This window comes from Mesorhizobium sp. M1163 (assembly GCF_040318415.1).
GTDB lineage: Bacteria > Pseudomonadota > Alphaproteobacteria > Rhizobiales > Rhizobiaceae > Mesorhizobium.
In genome coordinates this window covers 14857-41644 of the sequence record NZ_JAMYMF010000016.1, presented here as the reverse complement: position 1 = coordinate 41644, position 26788 = coordinate 14857, and the positions used below count along the sequence as shown (strand labels likewise).

Genomic DNA, 26788 nt, shown 5'->3' with positions numbered 1-26788 from the left:
TTGTCGGGCTCGCCAGGTTGCAGGATCGGCAAGCGGCGCTGGCGGCCGCCCAAACTTATTTCGAGGCAAATCCTTTCTCCGGCGCGACGCCACCCCAGATAACGACGGACGAGGGTATTCCGGAGGCATTTCCATGAACGACGAGGCCCGCACCACTGCGCAAACAACCGGCCTTGACCAGATCGATGTGATGGACCGCTACTGGCGCGCCGCGAACTACATTTCGGTTGGCCAGATCTATCTGCTCGACAATCCGCTCTTGCGCGAGCCTTTGCTGCCCGAGCACATCAAGCCGCGGCTGCTCGGCCATTGGGGCACGACACCCGGCCTCAATTTCATCTATGTGCATCTGAACCGGATCATCCGTGAACGTGGTCTCGATGTTCTGTTCATCTGCGGTCCGGGTCACGGCGGCCCGGCAATGGTCGCGAACACCTGGCTCGAGGGGACCTACAGCGAGATCTATCCCGAGGTCGGCAAGGACGAAGACGGCTTGCGAAAGCTGTTCCGGCAGTTCTCGTTTCCCGGCGGAGTGCCGAGCCACGCGGCTCCGGAGACGCCCGGCTCGATCCACGAAGGCGGAGAGCTCGGTTATGCACTGGTCCATGCCTTCGGCGCCGCCTTCGACAATCCGAACCTTGTGGTCGCCTGCGTCGTCGGCGACGGCGAAGCCGAGACCGGTCCGCTCGCCGCGGCCTGGCATTCCAACAAGTTCCTGAACCCGGCATCCGACGGCGCCGTCCTGCCGATCCTGCATCTCAATGGCTACAAGATCGCCAGCCCGACGATCCTCGGCCGCATGGAAGACGAGGCGTTGCGCAGCCTGTTCCTCGGCTATGGCTACGAAACCTTCTTCGTCGAAGGTCATGAACCTGCTGCGATGCATCGGGAGATGGCCCGCACGCTCGATACCGTGCTCGACCGGATCCACTCCATCCAGGAGCCTGCACGAGCCGCGGGCTGGAAGGGAGAGCGGCCGCTGTGGCCGATGATCGTGCTGCGCAGCCCAAAGGGCTGGACTGGGCCGAAAGAGGTCGACGGTAAGAAGGTCGAGGATTTCTGGCGTTCGCACCAGGTACCGGTATCGAACGCACGCGGCGATGCGGCGCACCGCCAGATCCTCGAAGACTGGATGCGCAGTTACGAGCCGGAAAAACTGTTCGATAAAGGCGGCCATCTCCTGGCGGAGCTCGCGGCGCTGGCACCTACGGGGTCACGACGCATGGGCGCAATCCCCTACGCCAATGGCGGCCTGCTGAAACAGGACCTCGTGCTTCCCGACTGGAAAGGCCTGGCGCTCGACGTACCGCGTCCGGGCGGCACTGTGGGAGAGGCGACGCGCACGGTCGGAAGCTATCTTCGCGACGTGGTCCGCTTGAACGCCGAGGCCAGGAATTTCCGGCTGATGGGACCGGACGAGACATCCTCCAACCGCCTCGACGACGTGTTCGAGGTTACGGACCGCGTCTGGATGGAGCGGATCGAGCCCTACGACGTCCATCTTTCCCGTGACGGCCGCGTCATGGAAGTGCTCAGTGAACATCTTTGCCAAGGCTGGCTGGAGGGCTATCTGCTGACCGGCCGCCATGGCCTGTTCTCGTGCTACGAGGCGTTCGTCCACATTGTCGATTCCATGGTCAACCAGCACGCCAAATGGCTGAAGACCTCCGGCGAACTTGCCTGGCGCAAGCCGGTCGCCTCGCTCAACTACCTGCTGACCTCGCATGTCTGGCGGCAGGATCACAATGGTTTCAGCCATCAGGACCCGGGCTTTGCCGATTTCGTCGCCAACAAGAAGGCCGACACGGTCAGGCTCTATTTCCCGCCCGACGCCAACACGCTGCTGTGGATCACCGACCATTGCCTGAAAACCTACAACCGCATCAACGTCATCGTCGCCGGCAAGCAGCCGGCGCCGCAATGGCTGTCCGCCGAAGACGCGGAAGCGCACTGCAAGGCCGGTGCCGGCATCTGGGAATGGGCCGGGACGGTTGCCAAGGGCGAAGATCCGGATGTGGTTCTCGCTTGCGCCGGCGACGTGCCGACGCTGGAGACGCTTGCCGCAGCCGACATCCTGCGCTCAGGCATTCCGGACCTGCAGATCCGCGTCGTCAATGTCGTCGACCTGATGATTTTGCAGTCGAATTCCGAGCATCCGCATGGCTTTGCCGACGACAGATTCGACGCGCTGTTCACCAAGGCCAAGCCGGTCATCTTCGCCTATCACGGCTACCCCTATCTCATTCACCGCCTGACCTACCGGCGCGCCAACCACGACAACATGCATGTGCATGGCTTTCGCGAGGAAGGCACGACGACGACGCCGTTCGATATGGTGGTGCTCAACCAGCTCGACCGCTATCATCTGGCGCTCGCCGCGATCGCGCGCGTGCTGGGGCTGGCCGAGCGGGCGAAGGATCTTGCCGCGGCGCTGCATGGGAAATTGGCTGAGCACACGGCCTATGTCCGCGAACATGGCGAGGACATGCCCGAGATCCAGAAATGGTCCTGGCCACAGGACAGCGCGACGAGGGCCGGCGATTGATGCGACGATCGATCCTTGCGTTGAATGCCGGCTCGTCGAGCATCAAGTTCCGACTTTACGATCTTGCAGCGTCCGCCGAGCTGGATCTTGCCTCGCGCGGTTCACTGGATCTGGGCGATGCGCCAAGGCTGACCGCGAAAGCCGCCGATGGGGAGCTGCAGTGCGATCGGCCACTTGCCGCGGACGCATCGCCCGATTTAGGCATCGGCCAGATGCTGCAATGGATCGAGAACGAACTTGGCGGAAGGAAACTCATCGCCGCCGGCCATCGTATCGTCCATGGCGGGCGCGACTTCGTCGAACCTGTCCGCCTGACGCCGACAATTATCGAGGCTCTCGACAGGCTGACGCCGCTTGCGCCACTGCACCAGCCGCGCAGCCTCGCGCCGATCCGGACGCTTGCCGCGCTGCGGCCCGACCTGCCGCAGGTCGGGTGCTTTGACACCGCCTTCCATCGGACCATCGAGCCTCTGGTCAGCCGTTTTGCGCTGCCGCGCCACTATGAGGCAGACGGCATCCACCGCTACGGCTTTCACGGGCTTTCCTACGAATATGTTGCCGGCCAGCTCAAGCAGATATCGCCCGATCTGGCGGCGAAAAGAACCATCGTCGCCCATCTCGGCAATGGGGCGAGCCTGTGCGCCATGCGCGACAGGCGCAGCGTCGATACGACGATGGGCTTTTCGGCGCTTGACGGCCTGGTCATGGGCACACGCTGCGGCGCCATCGATCCGGGCGTGCTTTTGTACCTGCTGCTGGAAAGAGGCGTTCCCGGAGAGGCGCTGCAAGACATACTCTACGAGGAATCCGGCCTGCTCGGCGTGTCCGGCATTTCCGGCGACATGCGCACGCTGGAGGCCAGCGACGACCGCCGGGCCCGCGAAGCGGTGGAGCTTTTCGCCTTCCGCGCCGCCAGGGAAGTTGCCGCCCTCGCCAACACGCTGGGCGGGCTGGAATGCCTGGTGTTCACCGGCGGCATCGGCGAGCACTCGGCCCCGGCCCGCAAAGCGATTTGCGACAGGCTTGGCTGGCTCGGCGTGGCGATCGACGAAGCCGCCAACAGCTCTCATGCCGCGCTGATGAGCCAGGCGGAGAGCAAGGTGGAAGTCCGCATCGTGGCGACCGACGAAGAAGGTGTCATCGCCCGCCACACGCGCAAGGTGATGGAGGGGCCCGGCTGAGGCGGATGGCCTCGAATGGCGACGCTTGCTCGACCGGCTACGTCCCGAGGGCGGCCGATCTGTTGAACACGATGGTCACCCGCGTTCCTTTGCCGGGGGCAGAATCCACCTCGAACCGGGCTTTGGCATTTTCGGTCAGCGATTGAGCGGTCAGTGCTCCGAGCTTGCCGGGTTTCGGCCAGGTCTCGCCTTCGGGCAGGCCGATGCCGTCATCGGCGACTACGATGCGAAAACCGTCGCCATCGACAACACTGCGCAGCGTGATCGTCCCGCCTTCGCGGCCCGGAAAGGCGTGCTTCAGCGCGTTTGTCAAAAGCTCATTGACCACCAGACCCGTTGGCATCGCCACGTTGATGGACACGGGATAAGTGTCGACCTTCATGTCCAGCCGGATGCCTTGCATGGCATGCGACGTCATCACGGCGGAAGCGATCTGGCTGAGATAGACGCCGAGGTCCACCTCGGCCTTCTGTTCGTCGACCGACAGCGTCTGGTAGAGAATTGCGAGCGCATCGACGCGGCCGGCGAGACGCTCGAAACGCTTCTGATCGGGTGACGCCGCGCTGCGGGCCTCCAACCTGATGAGAGCCGTGATCATCTGGAGATTGTTCTTCATCCGATGCTGCAATTCGCGCAACAGCATGTCCTTTTCCCGGATGCGTTGTTCGAAGGCTTCGCTGTCACTTGCCTTGTGCGCGGTAACATCGACAAGGGCGACCAGTCGAAAGGACCGTCGCCCGCGCTCGTCCTCGATCAGGTTCGAATAAACATCGACAATGGCGGGCTCTGTGCCGGCACGTTGCATGCTGAACGTTCCCGCGCGATCGATATCCTCGACGATGGCCCGGGCCAGCGGCCGATGCTCGTATTCGCCCAACCCTTCTCCGTTCAGCGCAGCCCAGTTGCGGCGCTCCAGCTCTGCGACGGAAACGCCTGACAGTTTCTGGAACTCGGAATTGACGTAGACAACGCGTTCATCGCCGCCCAAATCGGAAATTGCGATTGCAATCGGCAGCTGGTCGAGAAACCTCTTGTAGCTGTCACTGTCCAGGGCGCCCGCCAGATCGAGGGTGCCGAGCAATTGCTGGATCTGGTCTGTTTCGGCTTCGGCGGACATTCCAAGCTTTCGATGTTTCGGGTGGGACCATGATCAATATCAGGTCGCTCGCCAACTGCGAAGTCCGCTCGTTGCCACCGCGCGGCCAAGCATGGCGGAGAGCCGAGATCGTGGGAAGCGGCTGAAGGCTCAGCTCGAATGACTCTGCTCGACCAGATGGTATTTGTACCGGTCGCGAATGTGCTCGTTGAAGAACCGGCCCTTTGACGAGGCTTTGCGGAATGCCGCGTGGACCTGTGGCGGCACGTCCTCGTAATCATAGCGGTTTCCGCTCGGGACGAACCATACGGAGAGTACCCTCGTCGCCGGCTGGTAATCGATGCTTCTGATTGCAGTTGAAGGCATTCTCAACAGGTCCAATCCACGCCGTCGTGTGAATAACCCTGCACTGAGAGCGAGGTTCCTTGCTGCCCAAGCCAGCCTTGCCGCTACGGGCCGGCTTCACCAAATACGGTTGATGCCATCGCCCAAGACATCGGCTGCAGCCCGCCAGGGCGATCTCTTTGCCGCCACCGACGACCTGCCGGAAGGATTCCACTACCGGCCCGAACTGATCACGTCGGACGAGGAGGCAGCGTTGGCGAGCCAACTCGCAAGCCTGCCTTTTCAGGCCTTCGACTTTCACGGCCACCTGGCAAACCGGCGGGTGGTCGGTTTTGGGCTGCGTTATGATTACGACCGGCGCGAAGTCGTCGAGGCACCGCCGATACCCGGCTTTCTGCTGCCGCTCAGGGAAAAGGTTGCAGCCTTTGCCCGCTTGCCCGCCGAGACCTTCGTGCAGGTGCTGATCAACGAGTACCGGCCGGGCGCCGGTATCGGCTGGCACCGCGACAAGCCACATTTCGAGGTCGTCGCCGGTGTTTCCCTGCTGGCCGCCTGCAGCTTTCGCCTGCGGCGGAAAAACGGCACGCGATGGGACCGCAAGACGGTCACCGTCGAGCCAAGATCGGCCTATCTGATGATGGGCGCTGCGCGCAACGAATGGGAGCACAGCATTCCGCCGGTTGCCGAGCACCGCTATTCGATCACGTTGCGCACGCTGCGCGCTCAAAATTCGCTTGGGACAGCGCGGTAAAGGCAAGCCAGGCGCAGCCCTGAAGAACTAAGCCGATACGGTTCATCCGGCGCCGTGCCGACCAGCAAAGTCCGCCAACATGGCGCGCTGGCCTTTCAGGATCTTGAGGTTGGCTTCAGGCAGGGAGAACCAGCCCGCTCTGTCGACTTCGGCAAATTCCTTCATCGAGCCGGACCTTGGCGGCCATTCCATGACGAAGGTGTTGCTGCTGATGGCGTCGCTGTCGAAATCCGCCTCGACGCACCATGCGATGACGAGCTTGCCGCCCGGCTGCCTGTAGCTGCCAAGGCTTTCGAAATCCCCGTCGACGGCAAGACCGAGTTCCTCTTCGGCCTCGCGTTTTGCTGCCGCCAGCTCGTCCTCGTTCTCGTCGACTAAGCCCTTCGGGATCGACCATGCGCCGTCGTCCTTCTTCGCCCAGAATGGTCCGCCGGGATGCACCAGCAAGACCTGGAGATGTCCTTCCCTTCGGCGAAAGATGAGCAATCCTGCGCTGCGTTGGGCCATTCCGCTATTCCCCTGACGAAAATGAAACGAACGTCCGGGCCGGCATATGGAACAGCCTGCCATGGCGGAACGATTTCCGCGCGCAGCCGTTCCGTCCGTTCGACAAATGAGTGATCGACATGGCGACGCCGCGAGCTGCCTGGAAGGGCTTTATGAAAGTCGGATCGGTTTCCTGTGGCGTCAAGATCATCGGTGCCGTCAGCGAGGCCGAGAAAGTGCATTTCAGGGTCCTGAACCGCAAAGACGGTCTCCCGGTCAAGAGCGCCTATCTAGACGAGGAGACCGGCGACACAGTCGAGGCGGCGGAGCAGGTAAAAGGCTATGAGGTCGAGAAGGGCGAGTTCATCCGCATCGAGCCGGACGAAATCAAGAAACTGAAGATGGTATCGCAGCATACGCTCGAGATCGGCGAGTTCGTGCCTGCCGCCGAAATCGACGCACGCTACCTCGAAAAACCCTACTATCTCGTTCCGGCCGACGCGCCCTCCACGGAGGCTTTCGCGGTGATCCGGGACGCCATGGCCAGGAAGAAAGTGGCAGCCCGCTCCTGCGTCGTGCTGTACCAGCGAGGCCGAGAGGTGCTGATCCAGCCGCTGGGCAAGGGCATGCTGATGACGGAATTACGCAACCACAATGAAGTGGTCGCGGCGGACGCGGTGTTCGAAGGGCTGAAGGCTCGCAAGGTCGATCCCGAGATGCTGGAAATCGCGCAATTGCTGATCGACAAGAAGCCCGCCAAATTCGACCCCTCGAAGTTCGACGATACTTATGAAAAGGCGCTGGTTGCAATGATCGAGGCCAAGCGCAAGGGCAAGAAACCGCCCAAGCCGGCACCTGAGCCCAAGACGAACGTCATCAATCTCGCCGATGTTCTGCGCAAAAGCCTGGCGCAGGAAGGCGGCAAGGCTCCCAGCAAAAAGCCGAGAACGGCCCCGAAACGCAAATCAGCCTGAATGTCCGAAAGCGGATCGAACGGAACCGAAAACGCTCGCGCGCATTTAGATGACGTAGCAATCCGTCGGCAAGCCAAGCGGAGCGGGGGACTGGTGGACGTCGTTGAACTAAGGACTGGCGGGATCCCGCAAGTTTCCTCTGCCTATCTGATGCAGGCGTTGCCTGTGGCCGTCTACACCACCGACAAACAAGGCTACATCACCTTCTTCAACGAAGCCGCTGCCGATCTCTGGGGATATCGTCCGGTTATCGGCCAGGATCGCTGGTGCGGGTCATGGAAGCTTCGCCACCTCGACGGGCGACCGATGGCGCATGACGAGTGTCCAATGGCCGTTGCCTTGCTCGAGGAGCGGGACGTTCGTGGGGGCCGAGCCATCGCCGAGCGGCCGGACGGCCAACTCATCCCGTTCAGCGCGCATCCGGTCCTGCTTCGCAATGAAGCCGGCGAGATTGTCGGTGCCATCAACACCCTGCTCGACCTGCGCATGCAGACGCTGGCCGACGACGCCGGCATAAGGCTCGCCGCCATCGTCGAATCCTCGATGGACGCCATCGTGTCCAAAGACCTGAACGGCATTATCACCAGCTGGAACGACGCGGCACAACGCCTGTTCGGCTATACGCCCGCCGAGGCGATCGGGCGCCCGGTGACGATCCTCATCCCGCCCGACCACCTGGATGAGGAAGCCATGATCATCAGCCGCATTCGCGCCGGCGAACGGATTCCTTCATACGAGACTATCCGGCAGCGCAAGGACGGCACCCTGGTTCCGGTTTCGCTCACCATCTCGCCGATACGCGACGGCATCGGGCGTATCATCGGCGCCTCCAAGATCGCGCGCGACATCAGCCCCCACAAGGAAAGCGAACGGCGCATCCGCACACTCATGCGCGAAGTCAACCATCGCGTTAAAAACCAGTATTCGGTGATCGTCTCGATGATCCGCGAGACCAGCAAGCTGGCGGGTACGCCAGAGGCTTTCCTTTCACGGGTCCGGGAACGCATCATGGCGCTTTCGGAATCGCACGACCTCCTGGTCGATGCGGAATGGCGTGGCGCGACCATCGGCGAATTGATCCATGCACAGACCAAGGCCTTCGCGACACAGGCCCGTCTGTCGATGAGCGGGCCGACGATCATGCTGCAGCCGAACGCGGTGCAATATCTCGGCATTGCCTTTCACGAGCTGGCCACCAATTCGGTAAAACACGGAGCGCTGTCGCACCATGACGGACGGGTCGAGGTCGAATGGACCGTGACGCCAGCCGCCGACGGCAGCGATGGCTTCCGCTTTGTCTGGCGGGAACTGGACGGACCATTGGTGGATGAAAACACGCGACGCGGTTTCGGAACGGTTGTGCTCAAACGCGTCACGCCGCAGGCGCTCAGCGGCACCGGCCGCCTGGAATTCGCCAGGCACGGCATCACCTGGACGCTGGAAGCGCCGCTGCGCTTCGTTCAGATGTCGATGGCTGGCATCGCGGCTGATTGAAGGCCGCTACACCGGCCGCGGCTTGGCGGCCGTGTGGCAACGCAATCCCTTTGGTAGCAATCAGGAGGAGCAGCGATGAGTTGGCTGGGCACCTGGCGGAATCAGTACGGGTCGGTCGTCGAACTGACCAGCGAAGAGGGCGGACGGATCAGCGGAACCTTCAGGACGGCGCTGGAGGACAGCGCCTTCTTCGGCATGACCGTCCCGCTGTTCGGAGCCTGCCATGGAGACGTCATCGGCTTCACCTGCGCGGCAGAAGGGCGGGTCGGAGCCGCGGCGGTGAGCTATACCGGCATCCTCAGGAACGGGAAGCTGGAGATGCTGTGGCACACCGTCGCGGATGCTGCTTTGTCGGCGGAAAAGGAAGGTGCCCCGGCCCGAGCCAGGAAACTGCCCGCCTGGCGCGCCTTTGGAACCAGCCTCGACAGTTTTGAACGTGTCTCCTGACGTGTCGGGCCCGCCGCCGCGGCATTCAGCTCGCAAGTGAGGCAGCAGGGTTCCCGCGGTGCATCGGAACTCGCGCTGACGATGGCGCGTTAGCCAGGACATGCGCTGTTACGGGGTCGACCCAATGAGCGTGCTTTATCGCGCAGCGAAAATCGCCGAACAGGCTCATGCCGGGCAGACGGACAAGACGGGGCGGCCTTATGTCGAACATTGCCGCCGGGTCGTCGATGCCGTCGAAACGCTCGACCAGAAAGCCATCGCCTATCTTCACGACGTCATCGAAAAAGGTGACGGCTGGAACCGCGACCGGCTTGAGGCGGCCGGGTTCGGGCCGTCCATCGTGTCTGCCATCAACGCCATGACGCGACTGCCAAACGAGGATGATGCCGCTTTCGTTCGCAGGGCCGCGGCCAATCCGTTGGCGTTGCCAGTCAAGCGCGCCGATCTCGCCGACAATCTATGGCAGGCACGGCAGATCGGTGCCTCGACAGCGAAATACGAAGACGGCCTGCGCATTCTCAGGGAAGAGTTCGCGAGCTGACGGACAGCTGGCGGCTGTCGCCGATGTGGGTCTACTCGGTGACGTGCGGCGTGTGCCGCTTGTCTTCCGCGGGATCGGCGTCGATCCGCGCCCTGCCGGGATCGAACGCACCATGGCGGGCGATCGCCAATGCCGGGGTGTCGGGCGTCTCGTAGGCCCACATGAAGTCTTCTGCCGACGAACCGACCGCATGAACACGCCAATAGCTTGCCGTGCCCTTCAGCGGGCCGTGGCTCGTCGTGTTCGTCTTCTCCAAGAGGTCGAAATAGATGTCCTCGAAGGGTATGTAGAAAACAGGATCATGGCCGTCTTCATAGAGCACCTTTGCCCGCTCGCTCGACGCAATAATGGCATCGGAGAACCGGACGGTCACGGTTCCATCAAACGGGACAATCCTGAGCGGGCCTGGGCGGGGGGCGGAATCTGCGGCTAAGGACTGCATTCGACTTCTCCGTTGACTGCGCTGCCTTCCCGAAACGTACTATCGCCGGTCAGGGTTCCAGTTCTACGCTTCTCCTCTTCCGAAACTGTCGAGGAACCCGACAAGGTGATCGGCAACGCGCTCGGGTGCTTCGCGCGTCGGAAAGTGGCCGATGCCAGCCAGAAGCTGGCGCTCGTAATGGGCCGTGAAGTATCGTTCCTTGCCTTCGGACGATTGCGGCAGCACAACGCGGTCGGCATCGCCGTGGATCGTCAGAGTAGGCGCGGGAATGGACTTGGCGGAAATCTGGCGCCGGGCAAGATCGGCGTAGCGCGGATCGGGATCGGCTTCGCCCCAGCGAACCCTGTAGGAGTGCAACGTCACGTCGGCCCAATCGGGATTTTCGAAGGAAGCGGCAACGCTGTCAAAAAGCTCTTCCTCGAACCAGCCGGGCGGGCTCCAGCTTTCCCATTGAAAATGCGCGAACGCCTTGCCTTGCTGGCGAACGATCTCGGCGCCGCGATCCGTTGCCATGAACCATTGGTACCAGAATGCCCTGACCTGGCCCAGCGACGGCGTTGCGAGTTCGCCCGGCTGCCAGCCAAGCGACAATGCCGAGCAGCACCGTATCCGTTCGGGAAATACCGAGGCGAGCAGGTAAGCGATCCGCGCGCCCCAATCGTGGCCGACGACCGCAAAACGGCCGAGGCCAAATGCGTCGGCGAAATCGATCACGTCCTGAGCCATGGCGGCAATTTCACCGGATCGCATGGTCTCGTCCGACAGGAAGGTGGTTTTGCCGAACCCACGCAGCCATGGCGCAAAGGTGCGGAAGCCAGCACGATGCAGGACAGGCGCAATGCGCGTGAAGGTGGTTGCGTCGTCCGGCCAGCCGTGGAGAAGCAGGACGGGCGCGCCGGCTCCAGAGCCACCGGCGATGTACGCGATGCGCAGCACTGGCGTGGTGCAGAAGGCGGGTGTTTCCATGATCCGGCCATCCCGTTTCGATCACGCCGCATGGCGTCAGATCGTCTTCGGCGCAAGTTTGCTGAACCGCGCGCGGCTGCGATTGTTCCATGACAGAGGCAGACTTCCAGTGAAACCTCACCGCTGCTCGCGGTGGAAGAAGACCGACGGGAACGGTTCTGCAAGGTCGTCGTTGTTTCAGACCTCCGCACGCGCCATAATCGCAATGGCCGCCACTCGCCGACTCAACAGCAAATGGACCACATGCTGGATCGATCGCCTACCCTCCCAAGGTCGCTTGGCGCTGCACTGCGAAGGGAAGTGCCGCGGTTTGCGGCACCCGGCAATGAAATTTCATGCACTACGGTCGCATCCTACAATGTGCATAAATGCGTCGGCACCGACGGCAGGTTCGATCCGGAGCGGGTCGCGGCCGTGGTCAAGGAAATCGACGCCGATATCATTGCTTTGCAGGAGGCCGACGAAAGGACCGGAAGCAGGCAGGGATTGCTGGATCTCGCGGCACTCGAGCGCGACAGCGATCTCGTCCCCACACACATCCCGGAAAACCGCCGCAGCCATGGCTGGCACGGAAATCTGATCCTGGCACGCCGCGGCGTGGTCGAAAGCGTGAACCAGATCCGGCTGCCCGGCCTGGAGCCGCGCGGCGCGGTGATCGCGGACCTGGAGCTGAAGGGCGTCTCGCTTAGGATCATAGCCGCGCATTTCGGCTTGCTGCGGCGCTCGCGCTCGCAGCAAGCCAACGCACTTGTCGAAGCCACGCACCCGGTTCTGCGGCCAACAATCCTGCTTGGCGACCTCAACGAATGGCGCGTCCGCAACAGGTCTTCGCTGCTGGCCCTGCTGCCGCATTTCGGTCCGATCGATGCGGTTCTGCCGAGCTTTCCGTCGCGCTTTCCGCTGTTTGCGCTCGACCGCATCCTGGCCAGGCCGCCGCACCTGATTTCCAGCATCGAGGTGCACAAGACGCCGCTGGCGCAGCGGGCTTCCGATCATCTGCCGATCAAGGCCCGGCTGAACCTGGACGCGATACGGCAGCCGCGACTGCAACCAGAATGAACCTGGAGGGTTGTTAGTCAGATTCAGATCGTTTGCTTCGCTGATATTTGCCGGTGTATTTCATGGATACGGCCATTTCGCGGGTTGCCCGGGACAAGATCGCGGCCGGCAATAGCGGGCTGGTGCTGATCGCCGACAATTATGACGCGTTTGCCGCACGAATCCTTGCCGCGCGCAGTGCCACCAGCAGCCTCGACCTGATGTACTATCTCTGGCACGACGACCATAGCGGCCGGCTGCTGATGCAGGAGGTCGTCAAGGCGGCGGAGCGCGGCGTCCGCGTCCGCATGCTGCTGGACGATATCAATCCGCGCAACAGCGACGCCGCTTACCTGGCGCTCAACAGCTACAAGAACATCGAGCTGAGGCTGTTCAACCCCAGCGGCATGAGGAACGGCAGCATCTTTCGCTCGCTGGAGATGGTCGCCCGGCTGTTTGCGATGACCCGCCGCATGCACACCAAGGCCTGGATCGCCGACGGGAGCCTGGCCATCGTCGGAGGAAGAAATATCGGCGATGCCTATTTCGACGCCGCGGAGACAAATTTCCGTGATCTCGACCTGTTGCTTCTCGGTCCTGCCGTAGGGCAGACGATGCAGATCTTCGAGGCGTTCTGGAATTGCGAGGCGGCAAAGCCGATCCAGCTGCTCAACCCGGCTGCGGCGGGCTCGCGCGCCGATTTCCTCGACGATCTCGATGCGACCGCGGACGGCCAGCTTTTGAACAGCCTCAGTGCCTGGCGCACGATCACGGAGTTCATTGCAGCGCACAGCGACGTCTGCTGGACGAAAGGCGTTCGCGTCATTTCCGATCCGCCGGAAAAGGTGCGCGGCAAGCGGCGCAGGAACTGGCTGACCAAAGAGCTGCTTCCCGCTATCGCGGCGACCAGGCAGCGCCTTGAAATCGTCTCGCCCTATTTCATCCCCGGCCGCACCGGGTTGGCCATCCTGTCGAAGCTGGTGGATCGTGGCGCCGAGGTTGCAATCCTCACCAACTCGCTCGCCGCGACGGACGTCGCCGCCGTGCACGGCGCCTATGCCAAATACCGCCGCAAGCTGCTTAAAAAAGGTATCCAGCTTTTCGAATTGCAACCCTTCAACCGCCAGGCCAACATCTCCGTTTTCGGCTCAAAGGGAGCCAGCCTCCATACCAAGGCCTTTACGGTGGACAACACGCTGGGGTTTGTCGGTTCCTTCAATTTCGATCCGCGTTCGGTGTCGTTGAATGCGGAAATGGGCGTGCTTTTCCACGATGCCAATCTGGTGATGGAGTTGCGCCGGCTGTTCGAGCACGAAAAGTCGCCACAGACGAGCTACCAGCTGGTCCTGGACAAAGGCGCCTTGCGGTGGCTCGGCATGGCGGATGGCGAGATGCGGCAATGTTCGCGTGAACCGGAGGCCAGTCTCTATCGGCGCATCGTTGCAGCGCTGGTTGGATGCCTGCCTATCGAATCGCAATTGTAGAGGCGACGGATTTGCCGGAACGCAACTCTTTGCTGGAACGGAACTCCGGGATGACGAGTTGTAACCGTTGTCCGGAGCATGCCGATGAAGACCACGATATACAGTTTTCTTGCCGAGCTCTTGCCATTCTGGATGGCGCATAAACGCAAAATGCGCGCCGACCGTGTCGCTGAGCGGCCGACACGATCTGCCGCAGATGACGATGTTCGGCCGTCCGGCGACCCGAATCGCGCAACACCGGCGCGACGGCGCAACGCGTCTTAGGGCGGGATGCCTTCAAATTACATCCCGCTCCAACTGTCTGGTTAGCCGCATTTCTGCGACGCCAAATGATTTCCCTGGCTGCAAAGCTCTAGCTCCTTGGCGATCACGCTATTGTCAAGTATCGCTATTCGAAATCCGGCGTTGCCAAGCATCCATTTTGCAGCACGTACGTTAATGGCACTACAGTTTGCCGCTACAGGTGAGCCCCATGAGTGATAGTGCGATAGAATTCTTGCAGGACTGGATTCACGAAAACGTTCATGTGCCGCCGCCTCCGATCAGGCTTGAAAGAGAGGCGGAAATCCTCGCCAGGGAATGCGAGGAAGAGGCGGCCGACGCCGGCGTACCCATCGAAGATATCGAGGAAGAGGTTGGCGACCTCAAGGATCTGCTCGTCGCCAAGCTTGAAGACGCAGCCGAGGACGAGGCCCGGCATCTGAATGGCGATGGCCAAAGGGCTTCCATGCCGGCGGCCGAGCAAAAGCCGTCCGTGCAAAGCCGTTCCGGAGCCGCTGTAAGGGTATGAACGAGGTGCGCCGCTTCGGCCTATTGTCCGATCAGCGTCAGCCCGAACAGGATCATCAGCCAAAGCCCGGCAGCAGCGACCGCAAGACGCGGCAGGACGCCGGCGCTGGCCAGATGCATGAACAGGATGGCGATGACGGCAGCCTTGGCCACGGCGATCGTCAGGTTGAGTGCCGAATTGAAGGCGCCAAGCGCCAGGAAGGACGAGCCGACAGTCAGGGCCAGCAAGGCCAGAAGCCCGCCATAGGCAAGCGTGAGTTTGCGGAACTCGCTCATCTGTTGATCAGATAGAGGACGGGGAACAGGAAGACCCAGACGATATCGACGAAATGCCAATAGAGGCCGATTGCCTGCACGCGGCGGAACCGGCTGGCCTCGATCGTGCGCGGCCACAGAGCGAGGATGCCGCCGATGACGATTACGCCGCAAATCAGATGCAAGGCATGCAGTGAGGTCATCGCGAAATAGAGGCCGAAGAAGAATTCGGCATGGACAGGATCCGGGCCCTTATAGATGAAAGGCGCGCCGAGCACCGGCGCCAGCCCTTCGCCGAATTCCCTGGCGTACTCCGTCGCCTTGATCGCCAGGAAGACGACGCCGAGCAGCGCCGTCGCAGCCAATGCCCGGCCGGCGGCGCGCCATCGCCGCGCGGCCGTGTACATATGGGCGAGCGCTATGGCGAAACTGCTGGTGATCAGGACGACGGTATTGGCCGTGCCCAACGGCAGCGACAGATGCTTCGCCGCGCCGGCGAAGGCGTCGCCATAACTCAACCGGGCAAACATGAAGACGAGCAGGATGGCGCCGAACAGCATCGCCTCGGAGCCGATGAACACCCACATGGCAAAGCTGGCGGCTGCCGTTTCGCGAGTCGGCCGGTCGAAGGCGATGCTTGTCATCGGTGACTTCAAACCAGATCCTCCACCGGGTCCGACCGTTTCTCGGTCAGGCCTTTCATCGGATAATCGTAGGCTGGCCTGGTGACGGTCGGCATGCGATCGAAATTATGCGCCGGAGGCGGCGAGCTTGTTTGCCATTCGAGCCCGGTGGCTCGCCATGGATTATCCGGCGCCCGCGCGCCTCGAAACAGCGACCACGCCAAATAGAGGAGCGGCATCAGATAGCCGATCGCCAGCACCACGGCGCCTGCCGACGACAGATGTGCCAGAAAGCGAATTCCGGCGGATAGGTATGGTAGCGCCGCGGCATGCCCAAAAAGCCGAGCACATATTGCGGAAAAAAGGTCAGGTTGAAGCCGATGAAGGTCACAGCCGCGGCTATACGGCCCCAAATCTCCGAATACATGCGGCCGGTGAGCTTCGGCCACCAGAAATGCAGCCCGGCCATGTAGGCGGTCACCATGCCGCCGACCATGATGTAGTGGAAATGGGCGACGACGAAATAGGTGTCGTGAACGTGGACGTCGACGGCGAGGGCGGCAAGGAAAAGGCCGGCCAGCCCGCCAAAAGTGAATAGCGCCAGGAAGAACAGCGCATAAAGCATCGGCGTCTCGAAGCTGATTTCGCCCTTGCGCAGCGTCAGGCTCCAGTTGAACACCTTTATCGCCGATGGGATCGCGACGCAGAAGGACAGGAACGAAAACACCACGCCGGCATAGGCCGACTGCCCGCTGACGAACATGTGGTGGCCCCAGACGAGAAAGCCGAAGACGGCGATCGCCATTGAAGCCAGGGCGACGGCCTTGTAGCCGAACAGTGGCCGGCGGCTGAAGCACGGCAGCACTTCCGAGACCACCCCCATGCCCGGCAGGATCATGATGTAGACGGCGGGGTGCGAGTAGAACCAGAACAGATGCTGGAACAACAGCGGATCGCCGCCGAGGTCGGGATTGAAGATGCCGATGCCGAAGACGCGCTCCAGCACGATGAGGATCAGCGATGCTGCAAGCACCGGCGTGGCCAGCACCATCACCAGGCTGGTGGCGTACAGCGTCCAGACGAAGATCGGCAGCCGGAACCAGGTGAGGCCGGGCGCCCGCAAGGTGTGAACGGTAACGATGAAATTGATGCCGGTCATGATTGTCGAAAAGCCGACGATGAAAACGCCAAATGCCGCGGTCGAGACAAAGCCGTTGGCATAGAGCGTCGACAGCGGCGTGTAGAAGGTCCAGCCGGTGTCGACGCCGCCCAAAAGCACCGAGGCGAGCGCGAACAGGCTGCCGAACATGAAGACATACCAGCTGGCCAGGTTGAGGCGGGGAAAGGCAAGATCGCGCGCGCCGATCATCAGCGGCAACAGGAAATTGCCGAGCGTCGCCGGGATCGACGGCACCAGAAAGAACCATACCATGATGATGCCGTGCAGCGAAAACAGCCGGTTGTAGACATCGTCGGAGACCAGGTCGCCGGCCGGCGTCGCAAGCTCGATGCGCATCAGCACGGCAAACGCACCGCCGAGGAAGAAGAAGGCCGTCAGCGAGACGAAATAGAGCCACGCTACCCGTTTGTGGTCGGTTGTCAGCAGCCAGGCGCGCGGCCAGGCACCCTCACTGAGATAGTTTGCCGGCGCCAAATCGCGATTCATTGCGGCGCCTCGCTGTTTGCCGCCGGGAACGAGGGAAATTGGAACGAAAGCGACTTGAGATAGGCCATCAGCATCTGCAACTCGGCTTCATCGACCAGACCGTCGAAGCTCGGCATCACCGGCTGATAGCCGGCGGCGATTTCCTTGTTCGGGACAAGGATCGAATCGCGCAGATAGCGTTCGTCGGCGATGACCGTCTGCCGGTTCGCCAGCGCCACCGGCCGGCCGAAAATCCCATCGAGGCCGGGCGCCCGCACCTTACTGGAATTGCCATGACAGCCGGAGCAGCCGAGCGCGCGGAACAGTTTCCCGCCGCTCGCGGCGAGGCTTTCGCCTTCATCTTGGCTGCCCAGCCACGACGCATATTGCTCCGGAGCCAGCACCGTTACCCAGCCGCCCATTTCGGAATGCTGGGTGCCGCAATATTCGGCGCAGAACAGATGGTAGCGGCCCGGTTCGGTGGCAATGAACCAGACGTTGGTGGTGCGTCCCGGCACCGCATCCTGCTTCACCCGAAAGGCCGGCACATAGAAGGAGTGGATGACGTCCTGCGATGCCAGCGACACCACCACCGCCTTGCCGACCGGCACGTGCAGCTCGTTGATCTCACGCTGGCCGCCGGAATGGCGGAACTCCCACATCCATTGCTTGCCGAGGCCGGCGATCTCGATAGCGTCCGGCGGCGGATGGTCGCGCCGCACAAACAGGACTGCGCCCCAGCCAAAGAAGATGAAGGCCATCACCAGGCTGGCAATGCTCCATGTCATCTCCAGCGGCAGGCTGCGGGCACGCGCCCCGGTACGGTCGGCGGCGGAGCCGACGCGATATTTGACGGCGTAGCCGACCACGAGAACGGTCAGGAACAGGCCGAGCGCGGCCGCGAAGGCCAGCAATGTATAGAACAACGCATCGATGCTGCTTGCGATCGACGAGGCTTCCGGCGGGAAAAACCGGATACCGAAGCTCACGCCCGCCTCCTGCGCGCCAGCTGCAGTATGGCCGTCGCCAACCCCACCACCATCACGATGCTGGCGAGCTTCAAGGCAGCCCAAATCGCCGGCGTATATTGCCCCTTAGAGGTATCGAAGCCGGCGCAGAGCAGGAAGGCATGATCGGCGATCGAGCCGAGCTTGCCGGAAGATGCCTCGACAAGGGCAAGCTTAAGATCGCGCGGCGTGAAGCTCAGCGCCGGCAGCACCTGCGCTATCCGGCCTTTCGGCGTCAGCGCGATGACGGCGATCGGATGGGCGAACTGGTCGATCCTGGCGCGTGTGTCGAAGCTGATGCCAGCCTCCGCCGCAAGGGCGGCACCGGCGCCGTCGGCACTGGTCAGGAACCGCCATGCCGACAGGTTCCTCGCGTCGGCCACAGCGGCGACGGTGGTTTGCGCATCGCTCGCATCACCGGCCGTGTCGGCGGCATCGATCGAGACGAACAAAGCGCGATAGGTTTCGGGATCGAGCGACGTCTTTTTCAAATCCGAAGCGACCGCCTGTTGGGTCACACCACAAAGGTTCGGGCATTTGTCATAGCCGAAAATCAGCAGCGCCGGCCGGCCCGCAAGCGTTTGGCCGATCGTGCGCTGCACGCCGGATGCATCACGAAACACCCGGTCGAGGCTGAGCTGTGCGCCGATCTCGGGATCGAAGGCCGGGCGTGCGACGGCTGAGGCGGGCAGCACCACGAGGAGGGAAAAAGCGGTTAGCCAAGCCTTCACGGCCGGCCTCCCTGGCCTGGCGCGGTCCGGCAGCGAGCGGCCTGTGGCGCGCGTGGTATCTCGGCCTCGACCAATCCGCAGTCGGCGCCGGCGGCCGCCGGCGGCTGCCCCCAGTTCGGCAAACCGTGGCTGACGATCGCCCACATGGCGTCCTCGATCGGAATGCGAGCAATGCCGGCGGTGCGGTCGACCCAGCCGACTTTGTTCAGTGCCTGCTCCTCCGCCTTGCGGAAGGCGGCTAGGTCGTCTTCCGGAAAGCGCTGCAAGGCGGGACTGGCTCGGTTGCCGGCCGACGATGGCCCCGGCAGCGGCCACAACGGTCTGGTGTCGAAGACGAGCCCGAGGACGATGGCTGATGCCGCCAGGAACAGCAGCAAGCCGGCCGCGAAGGCAAGCAGCGCGCCCGGCCAGATATCGCGCGTTTCGGGATGGCGGGCCGCCCTAGCCATGCGCCGGCCCCCGGCGCCAGAAGCCGATACCGTCCGGCCGGCCAAGCACGAAAAGCAGCAGCGCAAGCCAGAGGCCGCCGGCTCCTGCCAGCGCGGCAAGGTCGCACCAGAACGCTGTCACACCGCCACCGGCAAGCGGCGGTCTGATCCGCCACAGGACATCGACATAATGGCCGGCCAGCACGATGCCGCAGATCGACAGAAGGCCGGCATGGCTGCGCTTTAGATCCCGGCTGAGCAACCCGGCAAAGGGGATCGCGAATTGCAGCGCAATCAGCAGCCAGAGCAGATATTGCCAGCCATTGCTGCTGCGAATGAGGTACCAGCGGATCTCGTTCGGCAGGTCGCCGCCCCAGGTCACCAGCCATTGCATGAACGACAGGTAGGCCCATAGCAGCACGAAGCCGAACAGCATGTTGGCCAAATCCTCGCTCAGCGCGACATCCTCCTCGCCGCCCGGCATGATCTCGATCGAGCGGTTCGCACACAGCACCGTCATTGCCAGAGCGTAAGCGCCGACGACTTCGGCGGATGCTTCCAGCAGCGCATAGATCGTCGAGGAGAACTCCGGCTCGAGCGAGAGCATCCAGTCGATGGCAAAGATCGTCACCGTCAGCCCATGCGCAATCAATCCAGCGGCATAGGCCTTGCCGCGGCCGGCGCTGCCGCGGCCGCTATCGGTCGTTGTCCAGTCGAGCACGCGCCACGCCAGCACCAGCCAGATCGCAGCGCAGGCGGCAAAGCGCAACAAAAAGAACGGAACGTTCAGATAAGAGAGTTTCAGGCGCACCGTCTCGGGCAATGCAGCCGCGTCGGCACTCGCCCAGGGAAAGACCAGGTCGAGCCTGGGCAGAACCGGCAGCAGCAGAAGCAGCGCCAGCGGCAGCGTCGTGACCAAGCCGCGTAGCGGCTGGCGAATTGCCTCGCCCCAGCGGCCACCGGTCAGCCCATGCACCATCAGGATGGTCAGCGCACCGAGCGGCAGGCCGAGCAGGAACAGCGCCGCAGGCAGCCAGCCGGCCAACATGGCTCTGAGGTCGAAGGCCAATCCCGCGGCGCAAAGCACAAGTCCGGCGGCGGCCACGGCAAGCGCCGGCAAAATCAAACGTTCGGTGGCAAGCCGCATCATCGATCTGGCTCCGCATTGAGCTCGGCGCGGAGGCTTTCCGGCAGTTCGGCAATTGGCGCCTCGCGCGAATATTGCAGGGCGCGGATATAGGCGACGATCGCCCAGCGGTCGGCAGGCGGGACGCGCGCCGCGTAGGAAAACATGGCGCCATAGCCGTAGCTGATGACCTCATAGAAATGCCTGTCACTCGCCTTGCGCAGCGCGTCCTGATGATAGGTGGGCGGCGCTGGAAAGCCACGCTCGACGACCATGCCGTGGCCGTCGCCGGTGCGGCCGTGGCAAGGCGAACAGAAGATGTCGAAGCGCTGCCGGCCTCGCCGCAGCAGCGTCATGGTGACCGGATAGGGAAACGTGTCCGGCACCGGCGAAAGATCGGCATCGCGTGCGACCGTGTCCTCGGCCGGCGCCCGCGCCGACATGCCGTTGGCGAACTGGTTGCTCTTTTCGAGCGGATCGTAGCGCGGCTGGTCCTCCATGTCCTGCCGGCAGCCGGCGAGCAGCAAGGCTGCCGCCAGCAGACTCGTGCGCATGTTCACGCCTCCACCTCCTCGACGGTTTCGGCGCCAAGCCGGGTCAGCTGGCCCTTGGTCACGCCCTTGCGGAACTTCGGATCGGCGGCTTCGACGAGCAGGTAGAACTTGCCGCCGCGCGCGTAGGTGAAGCTCGTGGCATTGAAGACCGGGTGGTAATATTCGGGCAGGCGATTGGCGGCCAGCCCGCCGAAGAATGCGGCCAGCGCGGCGCCAAGTATCGCCGCCTCGAAGGCAATGACGAGAAAGGCCGGCCAGGAATGCAGCGGCCGGCCGCCGACATTGAGCGGATAGTCGATCTCGACCGAATAGAGGATCAGCCCGTAGACAAACACCGCGCCAGCGACGGCGCCGCCAAGGATGGCCCACGGCAAGCGCGTCTTGCGCATGCCGAGCATCTCGGCCAACCCACGCACATAGAATGGCGAGAACGCGTCCATGCGCCGGTAGCCACGCGCCCGCATGGTGCGGACCGCCTCGGTCAGCGCTTCGGGATCGGCGAAAGCCGCGATGACGCCGTAAAGTCTCATCCTGCGCTGCCCCTTTCCTCGGCCAGCTCCTCGACCTCGAAGATGGTGATGGCCGGGAGGATGCGGATGAACAGGAAGACCAGTGCTAAGAAGGTGCCGATCGAGCCGAACAGGATGCCGAAGTCGAGCCACCTCAATGACTGCTCGCCCCAGGACGACGGCAGGTAATCGCGGCTTGGCCCGGTGACGACGATGACATAGCGCTCGATCCACATGCCGACGTTGATGATGAGTGCAATGGCGAACAGCCCCGGCATGTTGAGGCGCACCCGTCGGAACCAGAGCAATTGCAAAACTGCGCCGTTGCAGGCGAGCATGGCCCAGAACAGCGGCGCATAAGGTCCGAAGGCGCGCTGCCACATCATCGTGCGCTCGTAGATCTCGCCCGAATACCAGGCGAAGAAGGCCTCGGACGCGTAGCCATAGATGACGATCATGCCGGCGGCGATCATCAGCTTGGCGGCATTGTCCATGTGCCGCAGCGTGATCAGATCCTGGACCGAAAACGCCCAGCGCAGCGGGATGGCGATGGTGAGCACCATGGCGAAGCCGGACAGCAGCGCTCCGGCAACGAAATAGGGAGGAAAGATCGTCGAGTGGAAGCCCGGCGTGATGGCGAAGGTGAAGTCGAGCGAGACGATCGAATGCACCGAGACGACCAGCGGCGTGGCCAGTGCCGCCATCAGGAAATAGACCGTCTGATAGCGCGCCCAATGAAAGGCCGAACCGCGCCAGCCGATTGCCAGTATGCCGTAGAACAGCTGCGCCGGGCGCGATTTCGCTCGGTCGCGCAGGACGGCGAGATCGGGCAGCAGGCCCATATACCAGAACATCAGCGAAACGCTGGCATAAGTGGCGATCGCCGCGAAATCCCAGACCAGCGGGCTGCGCCATTGCGGCCAGTGCATATGGGTGTTGGGCAGCGGCAGCAACCAGTAGAAGAACCACGGGCGGCCGAGATGCAGGATCGGGAAAAGCCCGGCCATTGCAACGGCAAACAGCGTCATCGCCTCGGCAAAGCGATTGATCGAGGCGCGCCATGGCTGGCGCAGAAGCAGGAGCACGGCCGAGATCAGCGTGCCGGCGTGGCCGATGCCGATCCACCAGACGAAATTGCCGATCATCGTGCCCCAGACGACGGGGACGTTGATGCCGTAGGCGCCAACGCCGACCGAGATCAGATAGGTGATCGAATAGAGGAAGATGAGGACGAAGACGAAGCAGGAAAAAAAAGCTGCCCAGAAATAGCGCGGCAGCCTGCCGTCGAGGACGACCGCACTGATACGGCCGCTGATCTCCGGAAGGTCGTGCCTGCCACGCAGAACGGGCAATGCGCCCGGTTTTGCAGCAAAAGCCTCAGCCATCGGCTTTCCCGCCTGACGAGAGACGGCCATTGATATTTTTGATCTTGCCGAGATAGGTGGTGCGCGGTCGCGTATTCAGCTCCTCGAGCAAGGCATAGTGATGCGGTGCCGCTTTTTCCTGCGCCACCCTGGCGCCCTTGCTGTTGAGATCGCCGAAGACGATCGCCTGCGTCGGGCAGGCCTGCTGGCAGGCGGTCACCACCTCGCCGTCGGCGATGGCGCGGTTTTCGATCTGAGCCTTGATGCGCTTTTCGGAAATGCGCTGGACGCAGTAGGTGCATTTCTCCATCACGCCGCGCGAACGGACGCTGACGTCTGGATTGTGCACGGCCTGTTCAGGTCCCGCGGCATCCTTGTCGAATTCCTGGAAGTCCAGGAAGTTGAAGCGCCGCACCTTGTAGGGGCAGTTCTGCGAGCAGTAGCGCGTGCCGATGCAACGGTTATAGACCTGCGCGTTGAGCCCGTCATGGGTGTGGGTGGTGGCGTTGACCGGACAGACGACCTCGCACGGCGCCTTCTCGCAATGCATGCAAGGCACCGGCTGGAAAAAGACCTCGGGATCGTCGAGTGGGCCGGAATAGTAGCGGTCGATCCGCAGCCAATGCATCTCATGGCCGAGTGCCGACTCGTCCGGCCCGACGGTGGCGATGTTGTTTTCCGCCTGGCAAGCAGAAACACAGGCCATGCAGCCGATGCATGCCGACTGATCGATCGACATGGCCCAGGCTTCCTGGCTGTATTGCCAGTCAGGATAGAGCGACTCGCTTGGCGTCGGCGGCACGCCGTCGCGCACGAAGTGCGGATCTTTGCGAAAGGCATCGAGCGAGGCATGGCGAACGATCGCCCTGCCCTCCATCGCCTGGTGGTGTTGTGTGGTGATGACCCGTGCGCTGCTGTCGCGCGGCGTGATCATGGCGCCATAGACGATCCAGGGAGCCTCAGGGCTTCGCAGCCTGTACGCGTCGTGGCCGTCAGCGAGTGCTGCCACCGAACCGAGCTTCCGGCCGAAACCCAGAGCAAGCGTCACGGTGTCGTCGGGATGGCCAGGCATGATCCAGACCGGCGCATCGATGTCCATGCCGTTCGAGGCGATGTTGACGACCCGGCCGTTTTCCACCTGAAGCCGTCCTGATGTCGCCGGCGACATCAGGGCTGCGTTGCCCCAGACGATCTTGCTCAGCCGCCGCGGCAGCTCCTGCAGCCAGGACGAATTGGCATTGCGTCCATCGCGCAGCCAGGGATCGGCAACGAAACGGATTTCGACGCCTTTTGCCGCTTCGATGCGCGGCTTCAGGCCGCGCAAATCCGCAGGCATTGCAACATCGACTGGACTGCTGGCACTGCCGGATACAAAGCCGTCGCGAAGCGCCTTTCGCCACGCCGGATCGTCCAGTGCTTGCGCCCAAGTCGTTTGTGCCCATGTCCTACGGACGAGCGGCAGCGCAGAAACAGCTAATTCACCGCCAAGCACGGCCAGGAGTTCATGCACCGTCCGCCCCTCGTAAAGCGGCCTGATCAGCGGCTGCACGATCGACGCGGTTCCGTCATAGGCGCGCAGGTCACTCCAGCTCTCGAGATCATGCGCAGCAGGGATATGCCAGTGTGCGACGAAGGCGGTTTCGTCGCGGTAGAGACCCCAGTGGACAAGAAGCTTCAGCTGCGAAAACACGTCGTGGACATCAAGTCCCGCAGGCGCAGTGTGGAGAGGATTGGCGCCAAGTATGACAACGGTGTCGATGTCCCGCGCGGCGATCGCCCGGCAAAGACGCGCGAGGTCGCCCTCGATGGGCATCGCGTCGGGCGGCTCGATCAGTTCCACGGTGTTGCCAAGCGCACCAAGCCGCGCATTCATGGCAAGAGCGGCGGCATGGACGAACGGCGTTTGATGGGCGCCCGGCACGATCAGCGCCGAGCGGCCGGCCGCCTTCAGGTCGTTCGCGGCGGCAGCCAGCCAGGTCGGGTCCAATGCCAAGGCGCTTGGCGCCGCTTCGCCGCCAAGCACGGCGCTCAGCGCCGCTGCGACGGTTTCGACCTCGCTCGGCCGCACCGGCCGGCGATGATCGGCGGCAGCGCCGGTGATCGTCGGCGTCGACTCCACCGCATAGAGCCGGCTCATCGTATCGTCCGCCCGGCGCACGCGGCGTCTTGCAGCGAAATCACGGGCGTAGGCGAGACGACCGGGGCCCTCGCCCAGGAAATCCGCGTCGAGACTGAAAATCACCTCGGCGCGATCAAACCGGCAGACCGGTGCAAGCGCCCTGCCGAACAGGGCCTGTGTGGCTTCGGTGCCGGACAGCGTCGCCAGGGGATCGTGCCGGAACAGCCTCAGCCTGGGATAGCGCGCGCGCAGCGCCTCGAGCTGCGCCTTCATGGTGGACGAGGTCGTTGCTTCGATCAGCAGCGCCGTGCCAGCTCCAGCGAGCCGCGAGGTGAGCTCGGCCATGTCGGCAAGGAAGTCGTCATAGGCTGCGGGTTCGCCATGCTTCAGCGGCATGCGCGAGCGATCGGGATCGAACAGCGACAGCACCGCCGCCTGCATGACAGCGTCCGTCGCACCGCGCGAGGCCGGATGGTCGGGATTGCCTTCCACCTTGGTCGGCCGGCCCTCATGGCTTTCGACCACCGCACCGATGCCGTAGCCGTCGCTCGACAGCGTGGTCGCGTAATAAAGCGGCCGGCCGGGAACGATGTTTTCCGGCTGGCGGATATAAGGCAGGATGTCTTCGGCCCGGCTGCAGGCGGCAAGCCCGGCCAGCGACAGCGATGCACCCATCAGCTTCAGCAGCGTGCGCCGGTCGAGCCGCGCCGGGATGCGCTCGGCGATCGAAGGAAATTCGGCATCGACGAAGCGGCGGAATTCCGGTGTATCGGCGAGTTCGTCGAGGCTCCGCCACAGCTCCGGACCAGGCGAAAGCCGTTCGCGCAGGCCGGCCATGTCTGGAGCCGCAATCGGCTTGTCAGCGGTGGCAGACATAACAGTCGGTCATGGTCTCGGGGTGGATATCGAGAAGGCTGATGAGCGACCGGCGGATTTCGGCGATGCCGGCCGGCGGCTTCCAGTGCATCAGGAACACGTCCTGCGGCGGACGCAAATTGGGCTCGGGATCGCGATGGCATCCCAGGCACCATTCCATCGACAGGGCGTGCGCCCGCCGTATCAGCGGCATGTCGTCGACCTCGCCATGGCACGTCTCGCAGGCGACGCCTTTGGCGATATGGATCGAATGATTGAAATAGACGAAGTCGGGCACACTGTTCACCCGCTGCCACTGCAATGGCTGCCCGGAGGCAAGGCTCGCCCGTACCGGCGCCAGCATGTCCGCGTTGGTGAAGAGCTGCGAATGGCAGGTCATGCACACCTCCGTCGCCGGCAGACCAGCCGATAACGAAGTCTCGACGCCGCTATGGCAATAACGGCAATCGAGGCCGAGCTCGCCGACATGGTGCCTGTGGCTGAACGGCACTGGTTGCGCCAACGGCCGGCCAACGCCGGTGACGAAGTCCGAACGCAGGATGGCGGTACCGCCGAGAGCCGCAAAGATGGCCATGAAACACGCGCCCCACAGAGCGAAGCGTGAAATGCCGTTGGCGCTCCTTGAAAAGACCTGCGGCATCCCCTCGCCGATTTCACATCCAGCAACCGTATCCACCCCCCAAAGCCCCTAACTGCGGCTGCGTGGGTAAGTTCCGGCCGGGGCAGCGGAGATCACAGAATGGTTACCCCGCCCTGGCCCATCGGGTCGGGCTGACCGGAAACCATCGAACACTCCATGTGTTCGGATGAGGTCACGTTTCGTTTCACCCGGACAACCATCATGACCATCCCCGACCTCCATCCCATTCGCCGCTGGGCGCGCGCGGCATGAATCTCGCCGCATCATTCGCCAGGCGTTTCGTCGAAGGCACGCTGGCCGGCTACACAAGCTAACGCCACCCGATAGGGCGA

Annotated in this window: 26 protein-coding genes and 1 pseudogene; 10 read left to right on the top strand and 17 right to left on the bottom strand. The window is 63.0% G+C overall.

From position 1 onward, the window contains the following. The first annotated feature begins 133 nt into the window (after window positions 1–133). Both NKH43_RS16715 and NKH43_RS16710 read left to right on the top strand, forming a co-directional pair. Entirely contained in the window at window positions 134–2545 is a 2412-nt protein-coding gene (locus NKH43_RS16715; RefSeq protein ID WP_352859061.1) for a phosphoketolase family protein, read from the top strand. Then, window positions 2545–3726 carry an acetate/propionate family kinase gene (locus NKH43_RS16710; protein ID WP_352859149.1) on the top strand — a complete coding sequence of 394 codons (1182 nt, stop codon included), beginning with the start codon at window positions 2545–2547 and terminating at the stop codon, window positions 3724–3726. The genes NKH43_RS16715 and NKH43_RS16710 overlap by 1 nt, the downstream gene beginning before the upstream one ends. Window positions 3727–3763: 37 nt before the next feature. Here NKH43_RS16710 and NKH43_RS16705 read toward each other — a convergent pair whose 3' ends face one another. After that, window positions 3764–4843, bottom strand: a complete 1080-nt coding sequence (locus NKH43_RS16705; protein WP_352859059.1) for a sensor histidine kinase — start codon at window positions 4841–4843, stop codon at window positions 3764–3766. A 129-nt stretch (window positions 4844–4972) separates the two neighbouring features. After that, window positions 4973–5188 (bottom strand): KTSC domain-containing protein, encoded by a 216-nt coding sequence (locus tag NKH43_RS16700; RefSeq protein ID WP_352859057.1) that lies wholly within the window; start codon window positions 5186–5188, stop codon window positions 4973–4975. Window positions 5189–5300: 112 nt separating this feature from the next. Here NKH43_RS16700 and NKH43_RS16695 point away from each other — a divergent pair, with 112 nt between their 5' ends. Continuing rightward, the gene (locus NKH43_RS16695; protein ID WP_352859055.1) at window positions 5301–5918 is read left to right on the top strand and encodes an alpha-ketoglutarate-dependent dioxygenase AlkB; all 618 of its coding nucleotides are present in this window, start codon (window positions 5301–5303) and stop codon (window positions 5916–5918) included. Between the two features lie 42 nt (window positions 5919–5960). On the opposite strand, the gene NKH43_RS16690 is transcribed toward NKH43_RS16695, so the two are convergent. Next, window positions 5961–6425: an NUDIX hydrolase gene (locus NKH43_RS16690; RefSeq protein WP_352859053.1), complete on the bottom strand. Its 465-nt coding sequence runs from the start codon at window positions 6423–6425 to the stop codon at window positions 5961–5963. Between the two features lie 119 nt (window positions 6426–6544). On the opposite strand from NKH43_RS16690, the gene ku reads away from it, so the two are divergent. The 4 genes from ku to NKH43_RS16670 all read left to right on the top strand — a co-directional run bounded on the left by ku (window position 6545) and on the right by NKH43_RS16670 (window position 9860). Next, a complete protein-coding gene (gene ku / locus NKH43_RS16685; protein ID WP_352859051.1) occupies window positions 6545–7378 on the top strand; it encodes a non-homologous end joining protein Ku in 834 nt (277 codons plus the stop codon). A 93-nt stretch (window positions 7379–7471) separates the two neighbouring features. Then, a complete protein-coding gene (locus tag NKH43_RS16680; protein ID WP_352859050.1) occupies window positions 7472–8872 on the top strand; it encodes a PAS domain-containing HWE histidine kinase family protein in 1401 nt (466 codons plus the stop codon). A 75-nt stretch (window positions 8873–8947) separates the two neighbouring features. Beyond that, window positions 8948–9319, top strand: a complete 372-nt coding sequence (locus NKH43_RS16675) for an avidin/streptavidin family protein (protein WP_352859048.1) — start codon at window positions 8948–8950, stop codon at window positions 9317–9319. A 124-nt stretch (window positions 9320–9443) separates the two neighbouring features. Further along, window positions 9444–9860 carry an HD domain-containing protein gene (locus NKH43_RS16670; protein WP_352859046.1) on the top strand — a complete coding sequence of 139 codons (417 nt, stop codon included), beginning with the start codon at window positions 9444–9446 and terminating at the stop codon, window positions 9858–9860. Between the two features lie 31 nt (window positions 9861–9891). On the opposite strand, the gene NKH43_RS16665 is transcribed toward NKH43_RS16670, so the two are convergent. Together NKH43_RS16665 and NKH43_RS16660 are read right to left on the bottom strand one after the other, a co-directional pair. Continuing rightward, on the bottom strand, window positions 9892–10302 hold the full coding sequence (locus NKH43_RS16665) for a DUF427 domain-containing protein (protein ID WP_352473066.1): 411 nt from the start codon (window positions 10300–10302) through the stop codon (window positions 9892–9894). 63 nt (window positions 10303–10365) lie between these two features. Beyond that, window positions 10366–11268, bottom strand: coding sequence for an alpha/beta fold hydrolase (locus tag NKH43_RS16660; protein ID WP_352859044.1), 903 nt, complete (start codon window positions 11266–11268; stop codon window positions 10366–10368). A 243-nt stretch (window positions 11269–11511) separates the two neighbouring features. On the opposite strand from NKH43_RS16660, the gene NKH43_RS16655 reads away from it, so the two are divergent. The 3 genes from NKH43_RS16655 to NKH43_RS16645 all read left to right on the top strand — a co-directional run bounded on the left by NKH43_RS16655 (window position 11512) and on the right by NKH43_RS16645 (window position 14580). Continuing rightward, window positions 11512–12327: an endonuclease/exonuclease/phosphatase family protein gene (locus tag NKH43_RS16655; protein WP_502901015.1), complete on the top strand. Its 816-nt coding sequence runs from the start codon at window positions 11512–11514 to the stop codon at window positions 12325–12327. Between the two features lie 62 nt (window positions 12328–12389). Continuing rightward, complete coding sequence (locus NKH43_RS16650) at window positions 12390–13790, top strand: phospholipase D family protein (RefSeq protein WP_352859042.1); 1401 nt, start codon at window positions 12390–12392, stop codon at window positions 13788–13790. 472 nt (window positions 13791–14262) lie between these two features. Next, window positions 14263–14580 carry a DUF768 domain-containing protein gene (locus tag NKH43_RS16645; RefSeq protein ID WP_023720522.1) on the top strand — a complete coding sequence of 106 codons (318 nt, stop codon included), beginning with the start codon at window positions 14263–14265 and terminating at the stop codon, window positions 14578–14580. Window positions 14581–14600: 20 nt separating this feature from the next. On the opposite strand, the gene NKH43_RS16640 is transcribed toward NKH43_RS16645, so the two are convergent. From NKH43_RS16640 to NKH43_RS16585, 12 genes and pseudogenes are all read right to left on the bottom strand, one after another. Beyond that, window positions 14601–14855 (bottom strand): cytochrome C oxidase subunit IV family protein, encoded by a 255-nt coding sequence (locus NKH43_RS16640; RefSeq protein WP_352859040.1) that lies wholly within the window; start codon window positions 14853–14855, stop codon window positions 14601–14603. After that, window positions 14852–15478, bottom strand: coding sequence for a cytochrome c oxidase subunit 3 (locus NKH43_RS16635; protein WP_352859038.1), 627 nt, complete (start codon window positions 15476–15478; stop codon window positions 14852–14854). The genes NKH43_RS16640 and NKH43_RS16635 overlap by 4 nt, the downstream gene beginning before the upstream one ends. 8 nt (window positions 15479–15486) lie before the next feature. Continuing rightward, window positions 15487–17123, bottom strand: a pseudogene (gene ctaD, locus NKH43_RS16630) (cytochrome c oxidase subunit I). Beyond that, window positions 17120–18091: a cytochrome c oxidase subunit II gene (gene coxB, locus NKH43_RS16625; protein WP_023720526.1), complete on the bottom strand. Its 972-nt coding sequence runs from the start codon at window positions 18089–18091 to the stop codon at window positions 17120–17122. The pseudogene ctaD and the gene coxB overlap by 4 nt, the downstream one beginning before the upstream one ends. Continuing rightward, on the bottom strand, window positions 18088–18840 hold the full coding sequence (locus NKH43_RS16620; protein ID WP_352481433.1) for an SCO family protein: 753 nt from the start codon (window positions 18838–18840) through the stop codon (window positions 18088–18090). The genes coxB and NKH43_RS16620 overlap by 4 nt, the downstream gene beginning before the upstream one ends. Further along, window positions 18837–19289, bottom strand: a complete 453-nt coding sequence (locus NKH43_RS16615) for a hypothetical protein (RefSeq protein WP_023720528.1) — start codon at window positions 19287–19289, stop codon at window positions 18837–18839. Before NKH43_RS16615 ends, NKH43_RS16620 begins: the two co-directional genes overlap by 4 nt. Further along, entirely contained in the window at window positions 19282–20418 is a 1137-nt protein-coding gene (locus NKH43_RS16610; RefSeq protein ID WP_352548018.1) for a hypothetical protein, read from the bottom strand. Before NKH43_RS16610 ends, NKH43_RS16615 begins: the two co-directional genes overlap by 8 nt. After that, on the bottom strand, window positions 20415–20948 hold the full coding sequence (locus NKH43_RS16605; protein WP_352481518.1) for a c-type cytochrome: 534 nt from the start codon (window positions 20946–20948) through the stop codon (window positions 20415–20417). The genes NKH43_RS16610 and NKH43_RS16605 overlap by 4 nt, the downstream gene beginning before the upstream one ends. 2 nt (window positions 20949–20950) lie before the next feature. Further along, a complete protein-coding gene (locus NKH43_RS16600) occupies window positions 20951–21478 on the bottom strand; it encodes a DUF3341 domain-containing protein (protein ID WP_352791458.1) in 528 nt (175 codons plus the stop codon). Then, a complete protein-coding gene (nrfD, locus tag NKH43_RS16595; protein WP_352859036.1) occupies window positions 21475–22842 on the bottom strand; it encodes an NrfD/PsrC family molybdoenzyme membrane anchor subunit in 1368 nt (455 codons plus the stop codon). Before nrfD ends, NKH43_RS16600 begins: the two co-directional genes overlap by 4 nt. After that, a complete protein-coding gene (locus tag NKH43_RS16590) occupies window positions 22835–25816 on the bottom strand; it encodes a TAT-variant-translocated molybdopterin oxidoreductase (RefSeq protein WP_352859034.1) in 2982 nt (993 codons plus the stop codon). The genes nrfD and NKH43_RS16590 overlap by 8 nt, the downstream gene beginning before the upstream one ends. Then, window positions 25800–26456, bottom strand: coding sequence for a cytochrome c3 family protein (locus NKH43_RS16585; RefSeq protein ID WP_502906484.1), 657 nt, complete (start codon window positions 26454–26456; stop codon window positions 25800–25802). The genes NKH43_RS16590 and NKH43_RS16585 overlap by 17 nt, the downstream gene beginning before the upstream one ends. Window positions 26457–26788 lie beyond the last annotated feature (332 nt).